The following is an 18,741-nucleotide window of genomic DNA, read 5'->3' as shown; positions in this document are numbered from 1 at the left end:
TCTCCACGGCGGCGAGAGCTGCAGTGTAGGCGTCCCGGCTCCGCGAATGCACCCTGCCCCGGTGCCCGCCGGCGGCCTCGCGTCATCGCGATGTCACGCCGCCGCCACTCATCCGCAACGCCCCTCGCCCAAGCTGTGGCCCAGCCAGCACGGGTATCGTCATGCGCATCGGCATCGTCAGCGAAACCTATCCACCCGAGATCAACGGCGTCGCACTGACCGTGCACAGCCTCGCCAGCGGCCTTGCCGAGCGCGGCCACAGCGTCGACCTGATCCGGCCGCGGCAATCGCAACCCCACGCCGACGAGCCCGGCATCGACGTGCTCAGCATGCGCGGCGGAGCGCTGCCCCGCTACCCCGGCTTGCGCTTCGGCCTGCCCGCTGGACGCAAGCTTCACCAGCACTGGCAGCAGCATCGACCCGATGCGGTGTATGTCGCCACCGAGGGGCCGCTCGGCTGGTCGGCCGTGCGTGCGGCCAGACGGCTGGGCATCCCGGTCAGCAGCGGTTTCCATACCCGCTTCGACAGCTATGCCGATCATTACGGCCTGGGGCTGCTGACACCACTGGTGCGCGGCTACCTGCGCCGCTTTCACCAGCGCGCCGCCGCCACCCTGGTGCCGACCGACGCCCTCGCCGACGAGCTGCTCGGCATGGGCATATCCAACGCACGCCTGCTGCGTCGCGCCGTGGACACGCAGCTGTTCCATCCGCGCCAGCGTGATGACGGACTGCGCGCCGGTTGGGGCGTGGATGCGGTGGCCCCGATCGTGCTGTACGTGGGACGCATCGCCGCGGAAAAGAATCTCGAACTCGCGGTGGAGGCCTTTCGCGCCGTGCAGCAACGGGTATCGGGCGCACGCTACGTGTGGGTCGGCGACGGCCCCGCGCGCGCGGCACTGCAGGCAGCGCATCCCGATTTCATCTTCGCCGGCGTGCAGCGCGGCGAAGCGCTGGCACGGCATTTCGCCAGCGCCGACCTGTTCCCGTTTCCCAGCCTCAGCGAAACCTTCGGCAACGTGATCATCGAGGCACTGGCGGCCGGGCTGCCGGTGGTGGCCTACGCCGAGGGCGCCGCGCGCGAGCATCTCGTCGACGGGGTCAACGGCTACTGCATCGAGTCGGGCAACGCCAAGGCATTCGTCGAGGCGACCGCCACGCTGGCCAGCAATCCGGGCCTGATCCGGCACATGGGCCGTGCCGCCCATGCCGGCATGGCCGGACTGTCACCGGACGCGGTGATCCGCGATTTCGAAGCCCTGCTGCGCGAACTGGCCGAGGAGCATCCGCATGAGCACGCTGCCACCGTTGCCCACGCCTGAGCTTCCGCTCGGGCCACGTTTCGCCTTGGATCGACATGTCTGCGTGCTGGCCAATCGCTGGGGCGCGCGACGTGTGGTCGGCGTGTTCTTCGGCGCCATCAGCCGGCTCGGCGACGGCGTGTTCTGGTATGCATTGATGACGGTACTGGCCCTGGTCGGGGGTCAGCGCGGCCTGACCGCGGCCGCGCACATGGCCGTTACCGGACTCGCCGCCCTGCTGCTGTACCGCCTGCTGAAACGCTGGACCCGTCGACCGCGACCGTACCGCGTCTGTGCGGGCGTGATCGCCCACGTGCCGCCGCTGGACGAATTCAGCTTTCCCTCGGGGCATACCTTGCAGGCGGTAAGTTTCAGCATCGTCGCACTGGCCTGGTATCCCCTGCTGGCACCGCTGCTGCTGGGCTTCACCGGTCTGGTCGCCGCATCGCGGGTGATCCTCGGCCTGCACTACCCCAGCGACGTGCTGGCCGCCATCGCGATCGGCGGCAGTCTCGGCACGGCATCCCTGTGGCTGCTGCCGCTGCCGATGTGAGTGTGCCTCGTCGGCCTCGCGCTGCGCAGCCTTTGCGCACGCCGTCACAAGCTCCTTTGCGGTCAGACAGATAGCCTACTTGTGCACAGGCTTTACCGCCCGCGCTCCACAATCGCTGTGGAAAACTTCGCGCGAGCCGATGGCGACTGGTCAAGACAACGACAACGCGTGGCAAGTGCTTGTCGGCAAAGAGCACAGCCGCTGTTGTCCACAGGCTTGTACAGGAGGCACGCACAGTTGCTGTGGAAAACTGTTGCGCCGATCCCGGGCGCAGCCACCGGTGCGACGAACCGATCCGGCAGGCCGCCACTGCGCAATACCTGAGCAACGCGTAGCAAGTGCTTGATGGACAAGCGGCAAACCCGGCTTGTCCACAGGCTTTACCGGAACGCTTCCACAGCCGCTGTGGAAAACACTTGCGCCAAAACGACGATGCCGCCCGGCGGCGGCATCGCTTCGGATCGATGGCGCAGCGTCAGGCGGCGCGCGGCGCCTTCATCAGGATACCGAGCAGGTCGGCCAGCTTGTCGCGCATCTCGCGTCGATCGACGATCAGATCGATGGCACCATGCTCGACCAGGAATTCCGACCGCTGGAAGCCCTCGGGCAGCGTCTCGCGCACGGTCTGCTCGATCACGCGAGCACCGGCGAAACCGATCAAAGCCTTCGGCTCGCCGATGTTGATGTCGCCGAGCATGCCAAGGCTGGCGGACACACCGCCGGTGGTCGGATTGGTCAGCACGCTGATGTACGGCACCCCGGCATCACGCAGGCGGGCCAGCGCGGCCGACACCTTGGCCATCTGCATCAACGAAAAGAGCGCTTCCTGCATGCGCATGCCGCCACTGGCGGCAAAACACACGAAGGCGCTGCGATCGGCCAGCGCACGCTCGGCGGCGCGCGCGAACTTCTCGCCGCCTACCGAGCCCATCGAACCGCCCATGTAGGCGAAATCGAAGGCCACGGCCATCAGCGGGCGGCCCTTGAGCTTGCCGCTCATCGCCAGCAGGGAATCCTTCTCGCCGAATTTCTTCTGGGCGGCATTGATGCGCTCGCGATACTTCTTGGAGTCGCGGAATTTCAGCGGATCGGTGGGCTCCATGCTGGCCCACAGCTCCTGGGTGGAGCCTTCATCCAGCAAGGCGTCGAGGCGCATCCGCGCGCTGATGTAATGGTGATGGTCACATTTCGGACAGACCATCAGATTGCGCTCGAGCTCCGGCCGGTACAGCACCGTGCCGCAACCCTTGCACTTGTCCCACACGCCCTCGGGCACCGAGCCCTTGCCGGCCGTCGTGTTCTGCGTGCGTGCACGCGGAGTCATGATTTTCTGCAACCAGTTCATCGCAACACCTCAAACGTTCCTGACCCGAAACGGCCAGCTGACCGTCTCAGTGTGCATCCAGCGCGGTACGGATCGGCAGCAGGAAGCTCCGCACGCGATCGGCGATATCCGCCGCCGTCGCGGCACCCGCCAACCGCTCGACCAACGCACTGCCAATCACTACCGCATCGGCAAACCCGGCGATCGCCTTCGCGCTGGTCGCATCGCGCACGCCGAAGCCGACTGCCACCGGCGCACTCGCACGGGATCGGATATCGGCCACACGGGCAGCGATGTCCGTGGTGCTCAAATGCCCCGCGCCGGTGATGCCGGCAAACGACACATAGTACAGGAAACCCTCCGCCATCCCGCACAGCTGCGCCATACGCGCGGGTGCGGTGGTGGGCGCCGCCAGCATGATCCGGCGCAGGCCCGCCTCGCGCAGCGGGCTCAGCACGTCCGCTTCCTCCAGCGGACAATCCACCAGCAGCACGCCATCCACGCCGGCGGCCACCGCCTCGGCGGCAAAACGCGCGTAACCGTGGATTTCGAGCGGGTTGAGATAACCCATCAGCACCACCGGCGTGGTGGCATCGCGCTGGCGAAATTCAGCGACCCAGCCCAGCACGTCGAGCAGCCCCACGCCCCTGGCGATCGCCCGTTCGCTGGCATGCTGGATCACCGGGCCATCGGCCATCGGATCGGAGAACGGCACGCCCAGCTCGATCAGGTCGGCGCCCGCCTCGACCAGCGCATGCATCAGTCCGACCATATGCTCGGGCGAGGGATCGCCGGCGGTGACGAACGGGATCAGGCCAGTGCGGCCGGCAGCCTTGAGCTCGGCGAAGCGGCGGTCGATGCGGTTCATGGCGAGGAACGGGTGAAGAGGAGTGAGGAACGCGTGTTCATGCTGACGCCTTGTGTTGACCGGGTTGAAAATTGAAGGTGCGCTAGCCGCTGCCTTTCTCTCATCTCTCACTCCTCTTCACTCGTTCCTGCCTCATACCTCGACACCTTCGCGCGCCGCGATGGTATGCACGTCCTTGTCGCCACGACCGGAAAGATTGCACAACACGATGCCGTCCTTCGGCAGCTCGCGCGCCAGCTTCATCGCCTGGGCCACGGCGTGGCTGGATTCCAGCGCCGCCAGGATGCCCTCGGTGCGGGCCAGCAGATGGAAGGCCTCCAGCGCCTCGTCATCGGTCACGCCCACGTATTCCGCGCGGCCGGCATCCTTGAGGAAAGCATGCTCGGGACCGACGCCGGGATAGTCCAGGCCGGCGGATACCGAATGCGTCTCGGTGATCTGGCCGTTGTCATCGCACAGCACGTAGGTGCGGTTGCCGTGCAGCACGCCGGGCCGGCCCGCCGCCAGCGAGGCCGCATGATGGCCGCTGGCAATGCCCTCACCCGCCGCTTCGGCGCCGACGATGCGCACGTCGGCGTCGTTGAGGAATTCATGGAACAGCCCGATCGCGTTCGAGCCGCCGCCGACGCAGGCGGTGAGCACGTCCGGCAGGCGACCGTACTGCTCCAGCATCTGCGCCCGCGCCTCGCGCCCCACGATCGCATTGAAGTCGCGCACCATCTTCGGATACGGGTGCGGGCCGGCCACGGTACCGATGATGTAGAAGGTATCGGCCACGTTGGTGACCCAGTCGCGCATCGCCTCGTTCAACGCATCCTTCAGCGTATTCGAGCCCGACGTCACCGGAATGACTTCCGCGCCGAGCAGCTTCATCCGGTACACGTTGATCTTCTGCCGCTCGATGTCGACCGCACCCATGTAGACCACGCATTGCATGCCGAAACGGGCCGCCACCGTGGCGGTGGCCACACCATGCTGGCCGGCGCCGGTTTCGGCGATCACCCGCTGCTTGCCCATGTGCCGGGCGACGAGCGCCTGGCCGATGGTGTTGTTGATCTTGTGCGCGCCGGTGTGGTTCAGGTCTTCGCGCTTGAGCAGGATCCGTGCCCCGCCGACGTGCTGCGACAGGCGCTCGGCGTGATAGATCGGGCTGGGCCGGCCGACGTAGTACTTCAGGTCGCGATCGAGCTCGGCCAGGAACGCGGGATCGGTGCGCAGCCGCTCATAGGCCTCGCTCAATTCGGCCAGCGGCGCCATCAGGGTCTCGGCGACATAGCTGCCGCCGTAGTCGCCAAAGCGCCCGTGGGCATCGGGCCAGCGGTGATAGTCCTGGATCGTGGGCATGCTGCATGTCCTGTGCGTAAAACTGATGGATACGATGGTCGCTGCCGCCGTGATGGTCGAGATTAACTCAGGGCGGCGGGGCGAAAAAGCGATAAGATCGCGCCTACATGTCAGTAAAAATCACATATGACCGATCGTGACCTGCCGCCGATGAACGCCCTGCGCGCATTCGAGGCGGTGGCTCGGCTGCGCAGCGTCACCCGCGCCGCCGCCGAACTGCACGTGACCCACGGCGCGGTGAGTCGGCAGCTGCGCCTGCTCGACGAGGCGCTGGGCCGGTCGCTGTTCGTGCGCCAGGGGCGCGGCCTCGCGCTGACCGACGTGGGCGAGCAATTGCACGAGGGAGCCGGCGCGGCGTTCGAGCAGTTGCGCGAGAGCTGGGCCAGCCTGCGCCAGCGCAGCGCCCAGGCACCGTTCGTGCTCGGCTGTTCGGGCAGCCTGCTGGCGCGCTGGGTGATTCCGCGGCTGGACCGGCTCGGTCGCGACCTGCCCGAACTCCGGCTGCACCTGTCGGCACAGGAACCCCCGCTGATGCCGGAACCCGGCAAGCTCGATGCGGTTCTGCAACTGGCGGCGCCCCCGGCGACGTCGAACTGGCAGGTCGAGGTGCTGGCGCCGGAGCGGATCGGCCCGGTGGTGAGCCCGCGCTATGCCGGCTGGCCCCGGCTGCAGGATCAGCCGGCCAGTCGACTGCTCGAGGAACCGCTGTTGCACACGACCTCGCGACCGCAGGCGTGGCCGGACTGGATGCGCTGCATGGGTCTCCCTGCCCCGCCGGCCGGCACGGGCCCGGGCTTTCCCCATCTCTACCACCTGCTGGAAGCGGCGATTGCCGGACTCGGCGTGGCGATCGCTCCGGCCCCGCTGGTCAGCGAGGATCTGGCCAGCGGGCGCCTGCTGGCGCCGTGGGGATTTCGGGCGACCACGGCGGCCTGGCTCCTGGCCACGCCATCGCGGCTACCCGATCCGCGCGCCAGCGCACTGGCCGCCTGGCTGCGCGACGAACTGGCCGGTGGCTGAGTCAGGCCGGCGCGTCTGCCGGTCAGAGATATCGCCGGATCATGCCTTTCAGCTTCTCGACCACGTCGGGCGTGAGCGGACCGAGGATTCCGCGAGCGTGCCCGGGAATATGCGTGGCGGGATCCTCGTCACCGAAGACGTAGTGGTCGAGCAGCCCGCGCCAGGCGGCACGCTCGGCCGGGCCCAGCGACTTGAAACTGAGGATGGCATGCATCAAGCCGTCCAGCGCGGTCTCCGCCACCCGGCCATTGTCCGCACCGGGTAGCCACCAGTAATTCACCAGCGCGTTGATCCGCTCCAGCGAGGCGACGTGGTGCCACCACATCGGCGGGATGTAGATGGCGTCGCCCGGGCGCAATTCCGCCGTCTGCGCCGCCGCAAGCGCCTGCTTCAGGCGCGGGAACCGCGGGTCGTCGAGCTGGTCGAGCCGGGCCATGCTGATCGCGGCACCGGTGGGCGCGAAATCCAGTGGCCCGATGTACAGGTTGCGCACCTGCTCCGGGGCGAACAGGGTGAATCGCCGACCGCCACTGACCACACAGGCGATGTTGTGGTACTCGTCGAAATGCGCCGGCGTGGTCACCTGGTTGCCGATCCACAACCGTGGCTGGATCGCCGGCCCCAGGAAAGGCAGCGCATGCTCCTCGAGGAAACCCGGCAGGCAGGCGGAAATCAGCGCGCTCTGCAGCGCCAGTCCGGGCGGGTCCGGCTGGCGGCTGTACGCCGCCAGCCGCTGCAGGCCCTGGGTGATCGAAACGCGGTGATGCGCGTAGTTGAATCCGTCGAAAGCCGCGTTGTAGCCGATCACGCCGCCCTCGGCGGGCAGCATCAGCAGCGCATCCACTTCCGCCCCGTTGTCCCAACGAGCCAGGCCCCGGGCGAACGCGGTATCCGACTCGCTCGCCAGTCTGACCAGTGGCCAATCCCGGCACAGCCCGCGAACGACCAGCGGCCGATCATGACCGACGAAGTCGCCGAGCCCGATCGGCCGGCCGGCACCGTGATACTCCTCGATGGCAGCAGCGGGCATGCAATTCATCCGGTGACGAGTGGCGATCGTCCGGTCATGCTATCGCGCCGATCCGGGCTAGTCATGACTGAAGCGCCGCCCTGGCGAGCGCATGGGGATCAAGCAGCGGTCATCCGGCATCTGCCTCGCGGACGGCGCGGACGAACGCCGCCATCCGGGCCGGATCCTTGATCCCGGGTGCCGACTCGATGCCGCTGGCCACGTCCACTGCCCACGGCCGCACCCTCAGCACGGCCGCTCCCACATTGACGGGATCAAGGCCGCCGGCGAGGATCAGCGGCTGTGTCAGGTCGGCGGGTGGCAATGACCAGTCGAATGCCTTGCCGCTGCCGCCAGCCTCGCCGAAGCCGTGACCATCCAGCAACAGGCCGGCCGCGTGTGGGTAATCGCGCAACCGTGGCAGGGCCGCCGCCCCCTCGCCCATCGCAATCGCCTTCAGAAACGGCCGGTCGAACTGCATGCACCACGGGTCGCGCTCGCTGCCGTGAAACTGCAGCAGCGCCGGGCGCACTTCGTCGAGCACCTCCTGCACGAGACCCGCATCGTCGTCCATGAACAAGGCCACGGTGGTGACGAACGGCGGCAGCGCATCGACGATTTCCCGCGCCTGCGCCAGGGATACCCGGCGCTTGCTGCGCGCGGTGAACACCAGGCCGATCGCGTCGACGCCGAGGTGGGCCGCCAGCAGCGCATCCTCGATCCGGGTCATGCCACAGCATTTGATGCGGGTCATCGATCGACTCCAGCCGGACCGGCATCGGCCAGACAGACCTCGGCAGGCAGGCCCCAGTGGGTCTCGTAACGCGGACCGAGGAAGGTCAGCCCGGTAGCCGGCGCCGTCGGCCCGGCCACCTGGCGATCGCATCCGGCCAGCAACCCGGCCATCCATTCGACCGGTTGCTCGCCGCGGCCGATCATCAGCAGCGACCCCACGATGTTGCGCACCATGTGATGCAGGAAGGCGTTGGCCTCGATGTCGACGAACAGTTGCTCGCCGACACGCCGGACACTCACCGCCAGTACCGTGCGGCGCGGATGCGTGGCCTGGCATGACAAGGCCCGAAACGCGCTGAAGTCGTGCTCGCCCAGCAGCGCCTGTGCCGCCGCATGCATGCGTTGGGCATCCAGCGGATGCCGCTCCCAGGTGACGTAACGCGCATCCAGCGCCGCCCGCACCGGCCGGTTGAGGATGTGGTAGCGATAACGCCGACTGCGCGCCGCAAAGCGCGCATGGAAGCTGTCCAGCACCGGCTGCGCCCACAGCACCGCCACGCTTCCCGGCAGGTTGGAACAGGCACCGAGCATCCAGCCGCGCATCTCGCGCCGGGCCGTGGTATCGAAATGCACGACCTGGCAGCGACCGTGCACGCCGGCATCGGTACGCCCGGCACAGCTGACCTGGACCGGATGCGCGGCAACCCGCGACAACGCCTGTTCCAGTTGCGCCTGCACACTGGGGCCTTCGGTCAGCCGCTGCCAACCGAAATAATCAGTGCCGTCGTATTCGACGCCCAGGGCAATGCGCATGACTGTGCTGCAAGAGTTCGATGAAAGACGCTGAAGATTAGCAGCCCGCAACGCACTCGGGCCGGCTGCCAGGCCGGCCCGAGTGCGTTGCGGGCTGCAGGGTACGGAAACTCAGCTCAGACTCTCGAGCAGGCGCTTGGCCGTATCCCGCTGCATCTGGCTGCCTTCCTTGATCACCTCGCCAAGCATGGCACGGGCGCCATCGGTATCGCCCATGTCCACATAGGCGCGCGCCAGGTCCAGCTTGGTGTCAATCGGATCGTCGCTGAACTCGGTGACATCATGGCCGAGATCAGTTGCCTGATGCGTATCGGCGGATTCATCGAACTGCCAGCTAGAGGCGGCCTCGTCGGTCGTCTGCGTATCCGCAACCAGCGGTGCAACCACCGTGGCATCGTCCGATGCTGTCGGGCTGGCTACCGGCGGCGTGGTCAGGTCGAAATTGAAATTGTATTCGCTGACCTTTTTCGGTCCCGTCGGCGGCAGCGGCGGCATCGACGACACCACGGTCGGCGCGTCGTTCTCGTCGGCGTAGTCGTCGATGTCGAAGCCGGGCCGTGCGCCCGACTGTTCGTCTGCCGGCCGCTCGGGATGGTGGTCGAACAGCGGGTGACCCGGGACCAGGTCCTCGCCCATGTGCAGCACGTCCTGCCACTCGTCCTGTTCGGGATCGGTGATGTGGGCATGCATGGCTTCGGCCGCCGCCTCGAAATGCTCGACGTCGCGCCGCGAGTAATACAGGGTGACCAGCTCCAGGTGCAGACCGATGTCGTCCGGATGTTCCGCCAACTGGTCGAGCAGTTCCTCCTGATCGAGGTCCTCGCCATCGAGGATGTCCGAATCCGCCGGCGCAGCCGCGCCAAAACGGTCAGCCAGCGAGGAGGAAGACTTCGATGCCGTACCTGCCTGTTTGCGGCGACCCAGCATGGCCAGCACGATCAACAGCAACAGCGCGCCTGCACCGGCTGCCCATGCCCACGTCTGCATGTACCAGGGCTGCTCGACCATCGGTACGATGGCGGGTTTGGCGGCAGGTTTGCTCACCGGCTTGGCCGGCGGTGCCGGAGCAACCGCTGCGGCGACCGCGGCGGAAGCACTGGACATCGGCGCGCTGGCGGCCGTGGCCAGCGGTGAAGTTGCTGTCCTCGGGGCGGACCCCGCTGCAACCGGCCCGGCAGCCCCCGCGCTGGTGCCGGCAGTGGCGACGGCGGTTTCCAGACTGCTCTCCGGCGGGGTCGTCACCGCGGCGGTATTCGCCGCCTTGACTGCCTCCGCCGGCATGCCGCTGGCCTTGCGCGCGGCAGCCAGCTTGCGCTGCAGCTCGGCGATCTCGTTGTCCTTCAACGACAGCAGATGCTCATTCTTGCTGTTGATGTCGTTCAGGTCCTTCAGACGGGTCTTCAGGTCCGCGCTCTGCTGCTGAAGGCTCGCCACGCTTTCCTTGGCGCGCAGGAGATCCTGACGGATGCTGTCAGCGGACTTGTCGCCCTTGCCCGTGGCATTGCTGCCCGCGCCACCGTTCTTCGCCGGAACCAGTGCCAGACGATCCTCCGTGCGACCCGCGCTGCCGCTGGGTGCACTGGACGCCGATGCGCGTGTCGCCGCTGCCGCCACGACCGTGGGCTTGCCCGGCGTTCCGGCACGCCAGTCGCTGTTCTGACGACGCACTTCGGCCACCGCCGCCGCGATCGTCATCGCCTGTGCCTCGGCGGAGGTCGGCACGCGCAACACCGCACCGCTCTTCAAGGCATTGATATTGTCCTGGTAGAACGCATCGGGATTGGCCTGCTTCAGCGCCAGCATCATCTGCTGCACGTCGACGCCCGCCGGAGCGGTGCTGTGCGCGATCCCCGATAGCGTCTGACCACGCTCGACCGGTCCATACTGTCCGTTGCTGACACCGGTCGCAGCGGCCCTGGGTGCTGCTGCAACAGGCGCCGGCGCGGCCGGCGCTTTCGCCGGCATGGTGCGGCTCGGCTTCACCGGGCGTGGTGCCGCGGCGACCGCAGCGGGCGCCGCTGCCTGCGCGCCCGGCGGATCGAGCAGGATCGCGAATTCGCGCACGCTCTTGCCCGCGGCGCCGTTCACTTCGATCAGCAGATCCAGGTAAGGATCGTCCACCGCCACGCTGCTGGTGATGCGGATGACCTTGTGGCCGCCTGCGGTATTCGCCACGCTGAAATGCAACGGGATGGTGGTGCGCCCCCCGACGATGCCGGCGCGCGCGAATTCCTCGCTCGAAGCCAGCTGAACCGTCAGATTCTGCAATTCCGCCGGATTCGCCGGCCGCAGCGGAATCTCCGCCAACAAGGGTTGCCCCAGCGCCGACTTGACCTGGACCTGGCCGAGGTCAAGCGCCATGACCTGGCTGCTGCCCAGTGCCAGTGCCATCAGCATCGACAATTTCAACGAACGATTCATGCGTGTTCCCCCGAACTATCCTTGGCGCAACTTTGTAATTGGGTGTCTCCGCCGTGGCGGATACTGCGGCAAACGTGGTGCCACTTTAGTTATATGCAGACCAATCAACAATAGCCGCTGCGAATACTTGCAGTACATTGCTGCGGTACGTTCTCACCGCGGTGATTCTTCACGGGTGATGGCCAGCCGCCGGCCCGGCCTGCAGTTCCTGCAATTGCCTGCGCAATTCGGCGATCGCCTGGTCCTGTTGCTGCAAACGCTGGCTGGCCCGCTGACTGTCGGATTCCTGCTGGGCGACGCTCTGTTGCAGCCGCTTCACTTCGATCCGGTCCTGTTTCAGGCGCTGCCGGATAGGGGGCAAGGAGCTCGCCGGCTGCCCCCCCGTCAACGCTCCGGAGGGTGCTCCGGCACTGCCGGCCCACGCCGGGAGCGTCGCAACAAGACAAATGAAAACAACACATTGCAATCGAAACATCGTCAGAGATAATCCTCAATCAGCAGCTCGGCAATCTGCACCGCGTTCAACGCGGCGCCCTTGCGGATATTGTCCGAGACGATCCACAGATCCAGCCCGCGCTCGTGCGAGATATCCTCGCGAATGCGCCCCACGAACACGGCATCGCTGCCGGCCGCCTCGCCCACCGGCGTCGGATAACCGCCGGGCTTGCGCTCGTCGATCAGGGTCACGCCCGGCGCCTGCAGCAGCAGTTCGCGGGCTTGCTCGGCGGTGATCTTGTCGCTGGTTTCAATGTGTACCGCCTCGGAGTGACCATAGAACACCGGCACGCGTACCGCGGTCGGATTCACCTGGATCGACTCATCCTCCAGGATCTTGCGGGTTTCCCAGACCAGCTTCATCTCTTCCTTGGTATAGCCATTCGGCTGGAAATCGTCGATCTGCGGGATCACATTGAACGCGATCTGGGCAGGAAATTTCTTGCCCGGCTCCACGCTTTGGAAGTTCAGCAGGGCCGCCGTCTGCCGACCGAGCTCTTCCATGCCGGTGCGACCGGCGCCGGAGACCGACTGGTAGGTGGCCACGTTGATCCGCTCGATCTGCACCGCCCGATGGATCGGCGCCAGCGCCACCAGCATCTGCATGGTCGAGCAATTCGGGTTGGCGATGATGCCGCGCTGGGTGTACTGCGCGATCGCGTGCGGATTGACCTCGCTGATCACCAGAGGGATATCGTCCTGGTAACGGAACTCCGACGTGTTGTCGATCACCACCGCGCCGGCCGCTGCCGCCCGCGGCGCGTGTTCGCGGCTGACCGAACCGCCGGCCGAGAAGAACGCGATGTCGACCCCGGCGAAATCATAGGTGTCCAGCAACTGCACGGTGATTTCCTGGCCGGCGAAGCCGACCTTGCCGCCGGCCGAACGCTCGCTGGCCAGCGGCACCAGCTCGCTGACCGGGAAATCGCGCTGGGCGAGGATCGCCAGCAGGGTCTCACCGACTGCGCCGGTGGCGCCGACCATGGCGACTTTGTAGCTGCTCTTCTTGCTCATGGATGAAGTTCTTTGTTCAGGGGTGGATGGCCGGGCCGGTCACGGCGCCAGTACGTTCGGGTTGAGCATGGTGGGCGGATGTCCCGCAGGCGGGCCGTGGCCGAGCGACGACGGCACATGGTCGACCGCCAAGCGGTCATCGCGCGGCATGGCTCCCGGCCCGTCACGGGATGCGCGGGGCGATCGCGCCCACGTCGCCGCATTGCGCGCGATGACGCAGCGCCTGGTCGATCAGCACCAGCGCCATCATCGCCTCGGCGATCGGCGTGGCGCGAATGCCGACGCAGGGGTCGTGACGCCCCTTGGTCACCACCTCGGCCGGTTCACCGGCCAGGTTCACGCTGCGACCGGGAATCAGGATGCTCGAGGTCGGCTTCAGCACGATCGAGGCAGTGACCGGCTGACCACTGCTGATGCCGCCCAGGATGCCGCCGGCGTGGTTGGAGGCGAATCCGGCCATGCTCATTTCATCGCGATGCTCGCTGCCGCGCTGGCTGACGGCGGCGAAGCCGTCGCCGATCTCCACCCCTTTCACCGCATTGATCGACATCAGCGCGCTGGCCAGTTCGCCATCCAGCTTGCCGTAGATCGGCTCGCCCCAGCCCGGCGGCACGCCGTCGGCCACCACGTTGACCCGCGCACCGACCGAGTCGCCGGATTTGCGCAGGGCATTGATATGGGCTTCCAGCGCCGGCACCTGCGCCGCGTCGGGCCAGAAGAACGGGTTCTGCTCGACCGCCTGCCAGTCGAACGTCGCCGGGGTGATGTCGCCGATCTGCGCCAGGTAGCCGCGCACCTGCACGCCATGCCGCTCGGCCAGCCACTTCTTGGCGACCACGCCGGCCGCCACCCGCATGGTGGTTTCGCGCGCGGAGGAGCGCCCGCCCCCGCGCGGATCGCGGATGCCGTATTTCTGCCAGTAGGTGTAGTCGGCATGGCCGGGGCGGAAGGTCGACGCGATGTCGCCATAATCCTTGCTGCGCTGATCGGTGTTCCGGATCAGCAGCGCAATCGGCGTGCCGGTGGTCCGGCCCTCGTACACGCCCGAGAGGATCTCCACCTCGTCGGCCTCGTGCCGTTGCGAGGTGTAGCGGCTGCGGCCGGTGGCGCGCCGCTCGAGGTCGGTGCGGAATTCCTCCGGACCGATCGCCAGCCCCGGTGGACAGCCGTCGATCACGCAGCCGATCGCCGGCCCGTGGCTTTCGCCGAACGTGGTGACGGTGAATATCTTGCCGAAGGAATTGCTGGACACGGTGTTTGGACGTCCGAAGAAAACCGTCACAGCTTAGCGCGATGGCGCGCCGATCGGGTCAGTGGGTCGACGGCGAAGCATGCCACTCGCGGGCCAGCAGCGCGAACACCAGGTCATCGACCCACTCGCCCTGCAGCCACAGGCTTTCGCGGTGATGCGCCTCCTGGCGCATGCCCAGCGTGCGCAGCATCGCCATGCTGGCCAGATTGCGCGGATCGACCGAGGCATGGACGCGGTGCCGGCCGAGCCGGCCAAAGATGAGACCGAACACCGCTCGCAATGCCTCGGTGGCATACCCCTGGCCCTGGTGGGCGGGCGCGATGCTGATGCCGAACTCGATCGAGCCTTCGGCTTGCGCCGGCAGATGGATGCCCAGGTCGCCGATCAATTCGCCGCTGTCGCGCAGGCGGATCGCGCGCTGGCACCACCCCTCCGGCATATCCAGCGAGGCGCCGGCCTGCCGCGCGATGAACGCCGCGGCCTCCGCCACGCTGGCCGGACACCAGCCCTGGAAGCGGGACACCGCCGGATCGGCACGATAGGCGAACAGCGCCGGGGCATCTTCCGGCCGCAATGCATCCAGCCGCAGCCGTGGCGTGTCCAGCTCCATGGCTCAGGTCGGACGCCGTGCCGCCGCCACCGCATGGATCGCCGCGGCGTGCTCGACCAGGTCGCGCCGTTCCAGCGCGAAGATCCCCATCTGGCCCACCTTGAACTCGATCCAGATGAACGGCACTTCGGGCAGCAATGCCGCCAGCGCGTGCTCGCTTTCGCCGACTTCGACGATCAGCAGACCGTCATCGGTGAGATGGTCGGCGGCCTCGTCCAGCATGCGCAGGCACAGGTCCAGTCCATCGGTGCCGGAGGTGAGGCCGAGCTTCGGTTCGTGCGCGTACTCACCCGGCAACGCGGTGTATTCGTCCTCGGTGACGTATGGCGGATTGGAAACGATCAGGTCGTAGCGGCGTCCCTGCACCCCGGCGAACAGGTCGGACTGGATCGCCTCGACCCGGCCCTCGACGTGCTGGAACACGATGTTCTCGCGCGCCAGCGACAGCGCCTCCTCACTGATGTCGACGATGTCGACCCGCCAGCCCGGGTTGTACTCGGCCATGGCGATGCCGATGCAGCCCGAGCCGGTGCACATGTCCAGCGCGCGCTCGATCTGGCGTTCGTCCAGCCACGGCGCAAAGCCCGATTCGATCAGCTCGGCGATCGGCGAGCGCGGCACCAGCGCACGGCGATCGCTCTTGAACTTCAGACCGGCGAACCAGGTCTCGCCGACCAGATAGGCCACCGGCAGGCGCTCGCTGACCCGGCGCTCGATCAGGGCCAGCACGTTCTCGCGCTCGGCCGCGGTGAGCCGCCCCGCACCGTATGCGGGCGGGATGTCCGGTGGCAGGTGCAGGCTGGCCAGCACCAGGTGGGTGGCCTCGTCGATCGGATTGTCGTGGCTGTGGCCGAAGGTGAGCCCGGCGGCCGAGAAGCGACTGGCGCCATAACGGATGAAGTCGATGATGGAGGCGAGTTCGGCGGTCACGGCAATCCAGGGGCAAAGCAGAATGGCCGGCCATTATAGGGCCAGCCCACCCGGCGCCCTCTATACTGGGCGGATGACTTTCAAAGTATTCCTGCAATACATCCTGCCGCACCGCCTGCTGTCCCGCATCGTCTACTGGGCCACCCGCTGGACGTTCGGGCCGTGGAAGGACTGGCTGATCGGCACCATCGTGCGCAATTACCAGGTGAACATGGCCGAGGCCGCGCAACCCGATCCACGGGCCTATCAGCATTTCAATGCGTTCTTCACGCGCAAGCTTCGCGCCGATGCGCGCCGGGCCGACGCCGACCCCGATGCCCTGCTCTCGCCGGCCGATGGCCGCATCAGCCAGTCCGGCGCCATCGTCGAAGGACGGATCTTCCAGGCCAAGGGTCAGGATTACACTGCTGCCGAGCTGCTCGGCGGCGACGAGGCGGCCGCCGCACCCTTCCGCAACGGCGCGTTCGTCACGGTGTACCTGTCGCCGCGCGACTACCACCGCGTGCACATGCCGCTGAAGGGAACGCTGCGCGAAACCGTGCACGTGCCGGGGCGCATCTTCAGCGTGGCGCCGTTTGCCGTAGCGGCGATCCCGCGCCTGTTCGCCCGCAACGAACGGCTGGTGTGCCACTTCGACGGTGAGCATGGTCCGTTCGTGGTGGTGATGGTCGGCGCGATCCTGGTCTCGTCGGTGGCCACGGTCTGGGATGGCCTGGTGATTCCACCCTACGCTTCATCGATCCGGCGCAAGTCGTTCGCCGGCCGGAATATCACGCTGGAACGCTTCGCCGAAATGGCGCGCTTCAACATGGGATCCACCGTGATCGTGCTGTTGCCCGAGGGAAGCACCACCCTGGACGCGATGGAATCGCAGCAGGCCGTGCGGGTGGGCGAGCGGATCGGCCACGGCCGGATCAGCGGGGCCAGCCACCCCTCGGGCCCGGAAAACTGACGTCGCGCGTCATTTTGTGACGCTCTAGGCGCAATTGCCGGCATCAGTTCGCTACGCTCCCGGCTGCGGCGCACCGCTTGAGTGCTGCCAAACGCCAGGGTCGAGGGAACTCATGCAGATACTCACTCCATTCTTCGTGATGATGCGCAGCCGTCAGCTGGGCCGCCAGTTCCGCGATATCGAGCGCAGCATCCGGGCGTTGCCCAAACGCAACCGGGACCGGCTGAGCACGTTGAGCCTGCGCGAGATCGGCCAGGCCTCGCGCGGAGACTTCCCCCACCTGTACGGCACCACGCCGGAATCGCGCTATCTGCCGTGGGGCCAGGGTACCGACGTCGGCTATGAACGCGCCTGCTCGAACAATGCCGAGGTCGCGCTGCGCGGCATCGCCTTGTGGCTGGCCGTGGCCTATCACGAGACCAAGAACTCACCGCACACCCGGCTGCAGCTGCAACATCGGCAATTGATGCAGCTGCTGCGCGAGCTGAAGGAAATCCGCAGCAACAGCGGCGGCCACACGGTCGACAGCTGGATGCAGGAGACCGCGGTCGCCTGATCCAGCGCGACTGGCTGCCCCTCGAGGCTCAGTTGCAGATGGGCACCTTCAGCCGCTGGCCGGCCCGGATGCGATGGTGCCTGAGCCCGTTCATCTCGGCCACCTCCTGCACACTCGAACAGTGCAGATCGCGCACGATGCTGATCAGCGTGTCGCCGTGGTGTACCCGATAACGACGCTCTCCCCTGGCCTTCGGCGCGGGCGCCGCCGCGGCGACTACCGGCACCTGCGCACTGTGCAGGTCGGCGGCCAGGATCGGCCAGGGTCCGTCGATACAACGCGACGCATAGACCTTCTCCAGCGACCTGGGCACCTGCAGCCGTGTCCCGATCGGCTGCGCCACCTGGGGGTCCAGCCGCGGATTGAGATTGCGCAGGGTACGGAACCAGCCATCGTCCATGCCCGCCGCCGAACCCAGGCACACCGTGATTTCGGAAAGTGACGCCGCCCGCTTCAGCACGATCGAACCCGGCGCGCCATCCACCTTGGGAAACTTCAGGTTGTAGCTGTTCGGATGCAGGAACAGCCAGGCAGCCGCAAGCACCGCCGGGACGTATTCGCGGGTCTCGGGCGCAAGCTCGTTGTAGATGCGCGGGTCGTAGAAGCTCACCGAATTGTCGTCCCCCACCAGCCGGCGCATGCGACCCTCGCCGCCGTTGTAGGCACCGATGGTCAGCTCGAGGTTGTTGTTGAATGTCTTCAGCTGTTCATTGAGGTACGCGGCGTTCGCCCGCGCCGACGCCGCGGGGTCGTAACGCATGTCGAATCCGTCTTCGGTGCCCAGCCCGAAGCGCAACCCGGTGGCATACATGAACTGCAACGGCCCGGCGGCACCCGAGCGCGATACCACGTGCACCTTGCCGCCGGATTCCTTGGCGATGATGCCGAACAGCAGCGCCTCGGGCAGATCGGCCTTCTGGTACTGCGGCCACATCTGATAGCGCAGATGTTCATAGTTGACGTAGGCATCCATCAGATTGGGACGCCGCCAGGTCAGCCAGTCTTCCAGCGCCGACTTCACCGGGCCGTTCATGGCGATCAATTCCGACAGTTTCTGCCCGCGCAGCAGGGTCACGCTGCGCTGAGCCTGCGGCAGGCTGGCCGCCCCGGTCTGGCCGGCGGCCAGCGCCGCCTGCGAGGCATCCACATCGCTGTTGAGATCCTGCTCGTCGCTGAAATCGCCATCCTTCAATCGCAGCAGGCGATCGAATACCGAGAAGAACCGCTGCGGATCGCAGCCGTCGGTGCTGCCGCAGCGCGCTGCCGCTTCCTTCAGCCGGTTCAGCGACTCGGTCAGGCTCTGCTGCGAGGCTTGCTGGTCGCCGGCGCGGGCCTGCTGCAGCGCGGTCTCGTAGCCCTTGCTGGCCTGATCCAGCTGGCTGTAGAGCTCGTTGACCGAGGCCGAGGGCTTGCTTCCGGGACCACTGGCACAAGCGGCGAGCAGGCCCAGAGCAACCACCAGCGGGGTATGCCGCAGGGAACGAACAGCAGAACGCAACAGCATCACAAACTTCACCCGCGCAAAACGCCCACGATAGCCGGGG

General features: G+C 67.0%; 18 protein-coding genes. 5 read left to right on the top strand and 13 right to left on the bottom strand.

Going from position 1 to position 18,741, the window contains the following annotated elements:
* Positions 1–161: 161 nt before the first annotated feature.
* Positions 162–1,322 (top strand): glycosyltransferase family 4 protein, encoded by a 1,161-nt coding sequence (locus tag ACFPPA_RS07465; protein WP_377318796.1) that lies wholly within the window; start codon positions 162–164, stop codon positions 1,320–1,322.
* On the top strand, positions 1,291–1,854 hold the full coding sequence (locus ACFPPA_RS07460; protein ID WP_377318794.1) for a phosphatase PAP2 family protein: 564 nt from the start codon (positions 1,291–1,293) through the stop codon (positions 1,852–1,854). The genes ACFPPA_RS07465 and ACFPPA_RS07460 overlap by 32 nt, the downstream gene beginning before the upstream one ends.
* A 475-nt stretch (positions 1,855–2,329) precedes the next feature.
* Here the strand turns inward: ACFPPA_RS07460 and accD are convergent, their stop codons facing one another.
* The 3 genes from accD to trpB all read right to left on the bottom strand — a co-directional run bounded on the left by accD (position 2,330) and on the right by trpB (position 5,390).
* Positions 2,330–3,199, bottom strand: coding sequence for an acetyl-CoA carboxylase, carboxyltransferase subunit beta (accD, locus tag ACFPPA_RS07455; RefSeq protein ID WP_377318792.1), 870 nt, complete (start codon positions 3,197–3,199; stop codon positions 2,330–2,332).
* A 46-nt stretch (positions 3,200–3,245) separates the two neighbouring features.
* Positions 3,246–4,046, bottom strand: a complete 801-nt coding sequence (gene trpA / locus ACFPPA_RS07450) for a tryptophan synthase subunit alpha (protein WP_377318790.1) — start codon at positions 4,044–4,046, stop codon at positions 3,246–3,248.
* A 132-nt stretch (positions 4,047–4,178) separates the two neighbouring features.
* Entirely contained in the window at positions 4,179–5,390 is a 1,212-nt protein-coding gene (trpB, locus tag ACFPPA_RS07445; protein WP_377318788.1) for a tryptophan synthase subunit beta, read from the bottom strand.
* A 126-nt stretch (positions 5,391–5,516) separates the two neighbouring features.
* On the opposite strand from trpB, the gene ACFPPA_RS07440 reads away from it, so the two are divergent.
* Entirely contained in the window at positions 5,517–6,410 is an 894-nt protein-coding gene (locus tag ACFPPA_RS07440; RefSeq protein WP_377318786.1) for a LysR family transcriptional regulator, read from the top strand.
* Between the two features lie 22 nt (positions 6,411–6,432).
* Here ACFPPA_RS07440 and ACFPPA_RS07435 read toward each other — a convergent pair whose 3' ends face one another.
* From ACFPPA_RS07435 to prmB, 9 genes are all read right to left on the bottom strand, one after another.
* A complete protein-coding gene (locus ACFPPA_RS07435; RefSeq protein WP_377318784.1) occupies positions 6,433–7,440 on the bottom strand; it encodes a cupin-like domain-containing protein in 1,008 nt (335 codons plus the stop codon).
* Between the two features lie 109 nt (positions 7,441–7,549).
* Positions 7,550–8,173 carry a phosphoribosylanthranilate isomerase gene (locus tag ACFPPA_RS07430; RefSeq protein ID WP_377318782.1) on the bottom strand — a complete coding sequence of 208 codons (624 nt, stop codon included), beginning with the start codon at positions 8,171–8,173 and terminating at the stop codon, positions 7,550–7,552.
* Positions 8,170–8,967 carry a tRNA pseudouridine(38-40) synthase TruA gene (gene truA, locus ACFPPA_RS07425; protein ID WP_377318780.1) on the bottom strand — a complete coding sequence of 266 codons (798 nt, stop codon included), beginning with the start codon at positions 8,965–8,967 and terminating at the stop codon, positions 8,170–8,172. The genes ACFPPA_RS07430 and truA overlap by 4 nt, the downstream gene beginning before the upstream one ends.
* 111 nt (positions 8,968–9,078) lie before the next feature.
* The gene (locus ACFPPA_RS07420; RefSeq protein ID WP_377318778.1) at positions 9,079–11,388 is read right to left on the bottom strand and encodes a motility hub landmark protein FimV; all 2,310 of its coding nucleotides are present in this window, start codon (positions 11,386–11,388) and stop codon (positions 9,079–9,081) included.
* A gap of 169 nt (positions 11,389–11,557) precedes the next feature.
* The gene (locus ACFPPA_RS07415; protein WP_377318776.1) at positions 11,558–11,749 is read right to left on the bottom strand and encodes a hypothetical protein; all 192 of its coding nucleotides are present in this window, start codon (positions 11,747–11,749) and stop codon (positions 11,558–11,560) included.
* Between the two features lie 116 nt (positions 11,750–11,865).
* The gene (locus ACFPPA_RS07410; protein ID WP_377318774.1) at positions 11,866–12,897 is read right to left on the bottom strand and encodes an aspartate-semialdehyde dehydrogenase; all 1,032 of its coding nucleotides are present in this window, start codon (positions 12,895–12,897) and stop codon (positions 11,866–11,868) included.
* 163 nt (positions 12,898–13,060) lie between these two features.
* Complete coding sequence (gene aroC, locus ACFPPA_RS07405; protein ID WP_377318772.1) at positions 13,061–14,149, bottom strand: chorismate synthase; 1,089 nt, start codon at positions 14,147–14,149, stop codon at positions 13,061–13,063.
* A 58-nt stretch (positions 14,150–14,207) separates the two neighbouring features.
* Positions 14,208–14,759 (bottom strand): GNAT family N-acetyltransferase, encoded by a 552-nt coding sequence (locus ACFPPA_RS07400; protein ID WP_377318770.1) that lies wholly within the window; start codon positions 14,757–14,759, stop codon positions 14,208–14,210.
* Between the two features lie 3 nt (positions 14,760–14,762).
* Positions 14,763–15,689: a 50S ribosomal protein L3 N(5)-glutamine methyltransferase gene (gene prmB, locus ACFPPA_RS07395; protein WP_377318768.1), complete on the bottom strand. Its 927-nt coding sequence runs from the start codon at positions 15,687–15,689 to the stop codon at positions 14,763–14,765.
* Positions 15,690–15,762: 73 nt separating this feature from the next.
* Here prmB and asd point away from each other — a divergent pair, with 73 nt between their 5' ends.
* Together asd and ACFPPA_RS07385 are read left to right on the top strand one after the other, a co-directional pair.
* Positions 15,763–16,641, top strand: a complete 879-nt coding sequence (gene asd / locus ACFPPA_RS07390; RefSeq protein WP_377318766.1) for an archaetidylserine decarboxylase — start codon at positions 15,763–15,765, stop codon at positions 16,639–16,641.
* 112 nt (positions 16,642–16,753) lie between these two features.
* Positions 16,754–17,197 carry a hypothetical protein gene (locus ACFPPA_RS07385; RefSeq protein ID WP_377318764.1) on the top strand — a complete coding sequence of 148 codons (444 nt, stop codon included), beginning with the start codon at positions 16,754–16,756 and terminating at the stop codon, positions 17,195–17,197.
* A 28-nt stretch (positions 17,198–17,225) separates the two neighbouring features.
* Here ACFPPA_RS07385 and ACFPPA_RS07380 read toward each other — a convergent pair whose 3' ends face one another.
* Positions 17,226–18,701 carry a transglycosylase SLT domain-containing protein gene (locus tag ACFPPA_RS07380; RefSeq protein WP_377318762.1) on the bottom strand — a complete coding sequence of 492 codons (1,476 nt, stop codon included), beginning with the start codon at positions 18,699–18,701 and terminating at the stop codon, positions 17,226–17,228.
* Between the last annotated feature and the right edge of the window lie 40 nt (positions 18,702–18,741).

Source organism: Rhodanobacter ginsengisoli (assembly GCF_042657065.1).
Classification (GTDB): Bacteria; Pseudomonadota; Gammaproteobacteria; order Xanthomonadales; family Rhodanobacteraceae; genus Rhodanobacter; species Rhodanobacter ginsengisoli.
This window is presented reverse-complemented; position numbering and strand designations above follow the sequence as displayed.

What these genes read in the sequence shown, in the direction of transcription:
- truA (WP_377318780.1), bottom strand. Translation starts at nt 8,967, where the DNA reads ATGCGCATTGCCCTGGGCGTCGAATACGACGGCACTGATTATTTCGGT.
- ACFPPA_RS07435 (WP_377318784.1), bottom strand. Translation starts at nt 7,440, where the DNA reads ATGCCCGCTGCTGCCATCGAGGAGTATCACGGTGCCGGCCGGCCGATC.
- trpB (WP_377318788.1), bottom strand. Translation starts at nt 5,390, where the DNA reads ATGCCCACGATCCAGGACTATCACCGCTGGCCCGATGCCCACGGGCGC.
- ACFPPA_RS07410 (WP_377318774.1), bottom strand. Translation starts at nt 12,897, where the DNA reads ATGAGCAAGAAGAGCAGCTACAAAGTCGCCATGGTCGGCGCCACCGGC.
- ACFPPA_RS07460 (WP_377318794.1), top strand. Translation starts at nt 1,291, where the DNA reads ATGAGCACGCTGCCACCGTTGCCCACGCCTGAGCTTCCGCTCGGGCCA.
- ACFPPA_RS07420 (WP_377318778.1), bottom strand. Translation starts at nt 11,388, where the DNA reads ATGAATCGTTCGTTGAAATTGTCGATGCTGATGGCACTGGCACTGGGC.
- ACFPPA_RS07430 (WP_377318782.1), bottom strand. Translation starts at nt 8,173, where the DNA reads ATGACCCGCATCAAATGCTGTGGCATGACCCGGATCGAGGATGCGCTG.
- ACFPPA_RS07380 (WP_377318762.1), bottom strand. Translation starts at nt 18,701, where the DNA reads ATGCTGTTGCGTTCTGCTGTTCGTTCCCTGCGGCATACCCCGCTGGTG.
- ACFPPA_RS07385 (WP_377318764.1), top strand. Translation starts at nt 16,754, where the DNA reads ATGCAGATACTCACTCCATTCTTCGTGATGATGCGCAGCCGTCAGCTG.
- accD (WP_377318792.1), bottom strand. Translation starts at nt 3,199, where the DNA reads ATGAACTGGTTGCAGAAAATCATGACTCCGCGTGCACGCACGCAGAAC.
- asd (WP_377318766.1), top strand. Translation starts at nt 15,763, where the DNA reads ATGACTTTCAAAGTATTCCTGCAATACATCCTGCCGCACCGCCTGCTG.
- ACFPPA_RS07400 (WP_377318770.1), bottom strand. Translation starts at nt 14,759, where the DNA reads ATGGAGCTGGACACGCCACGGCTGCGGCTGGATGCATTGCGGCCGGAA.
- trpA (WP_377318790.1), bottom strand. Translation starts at nt 4,046, where the DNA reads ATGAACCGCATCGACCGCCGCTTCGCCGAGCTCAAGGCTGCCGGCCGC.
- ACFPPA_RS07465 (WP_377318796.1), top strand. Translation starts at nt 162, where the DNA reads ATGCGCATCGGCATCGTCAGCGAAACCTATCCACCCGAGATCAACGGC.
- ACFPPA_RS07440 (WP_377318786.1), top strand. Translation starts at nt 5,517, where the DNA reads ATGACCGATCGTGACCTGCCGCCGATGAACGCCCTGCGCGCATTCGAG.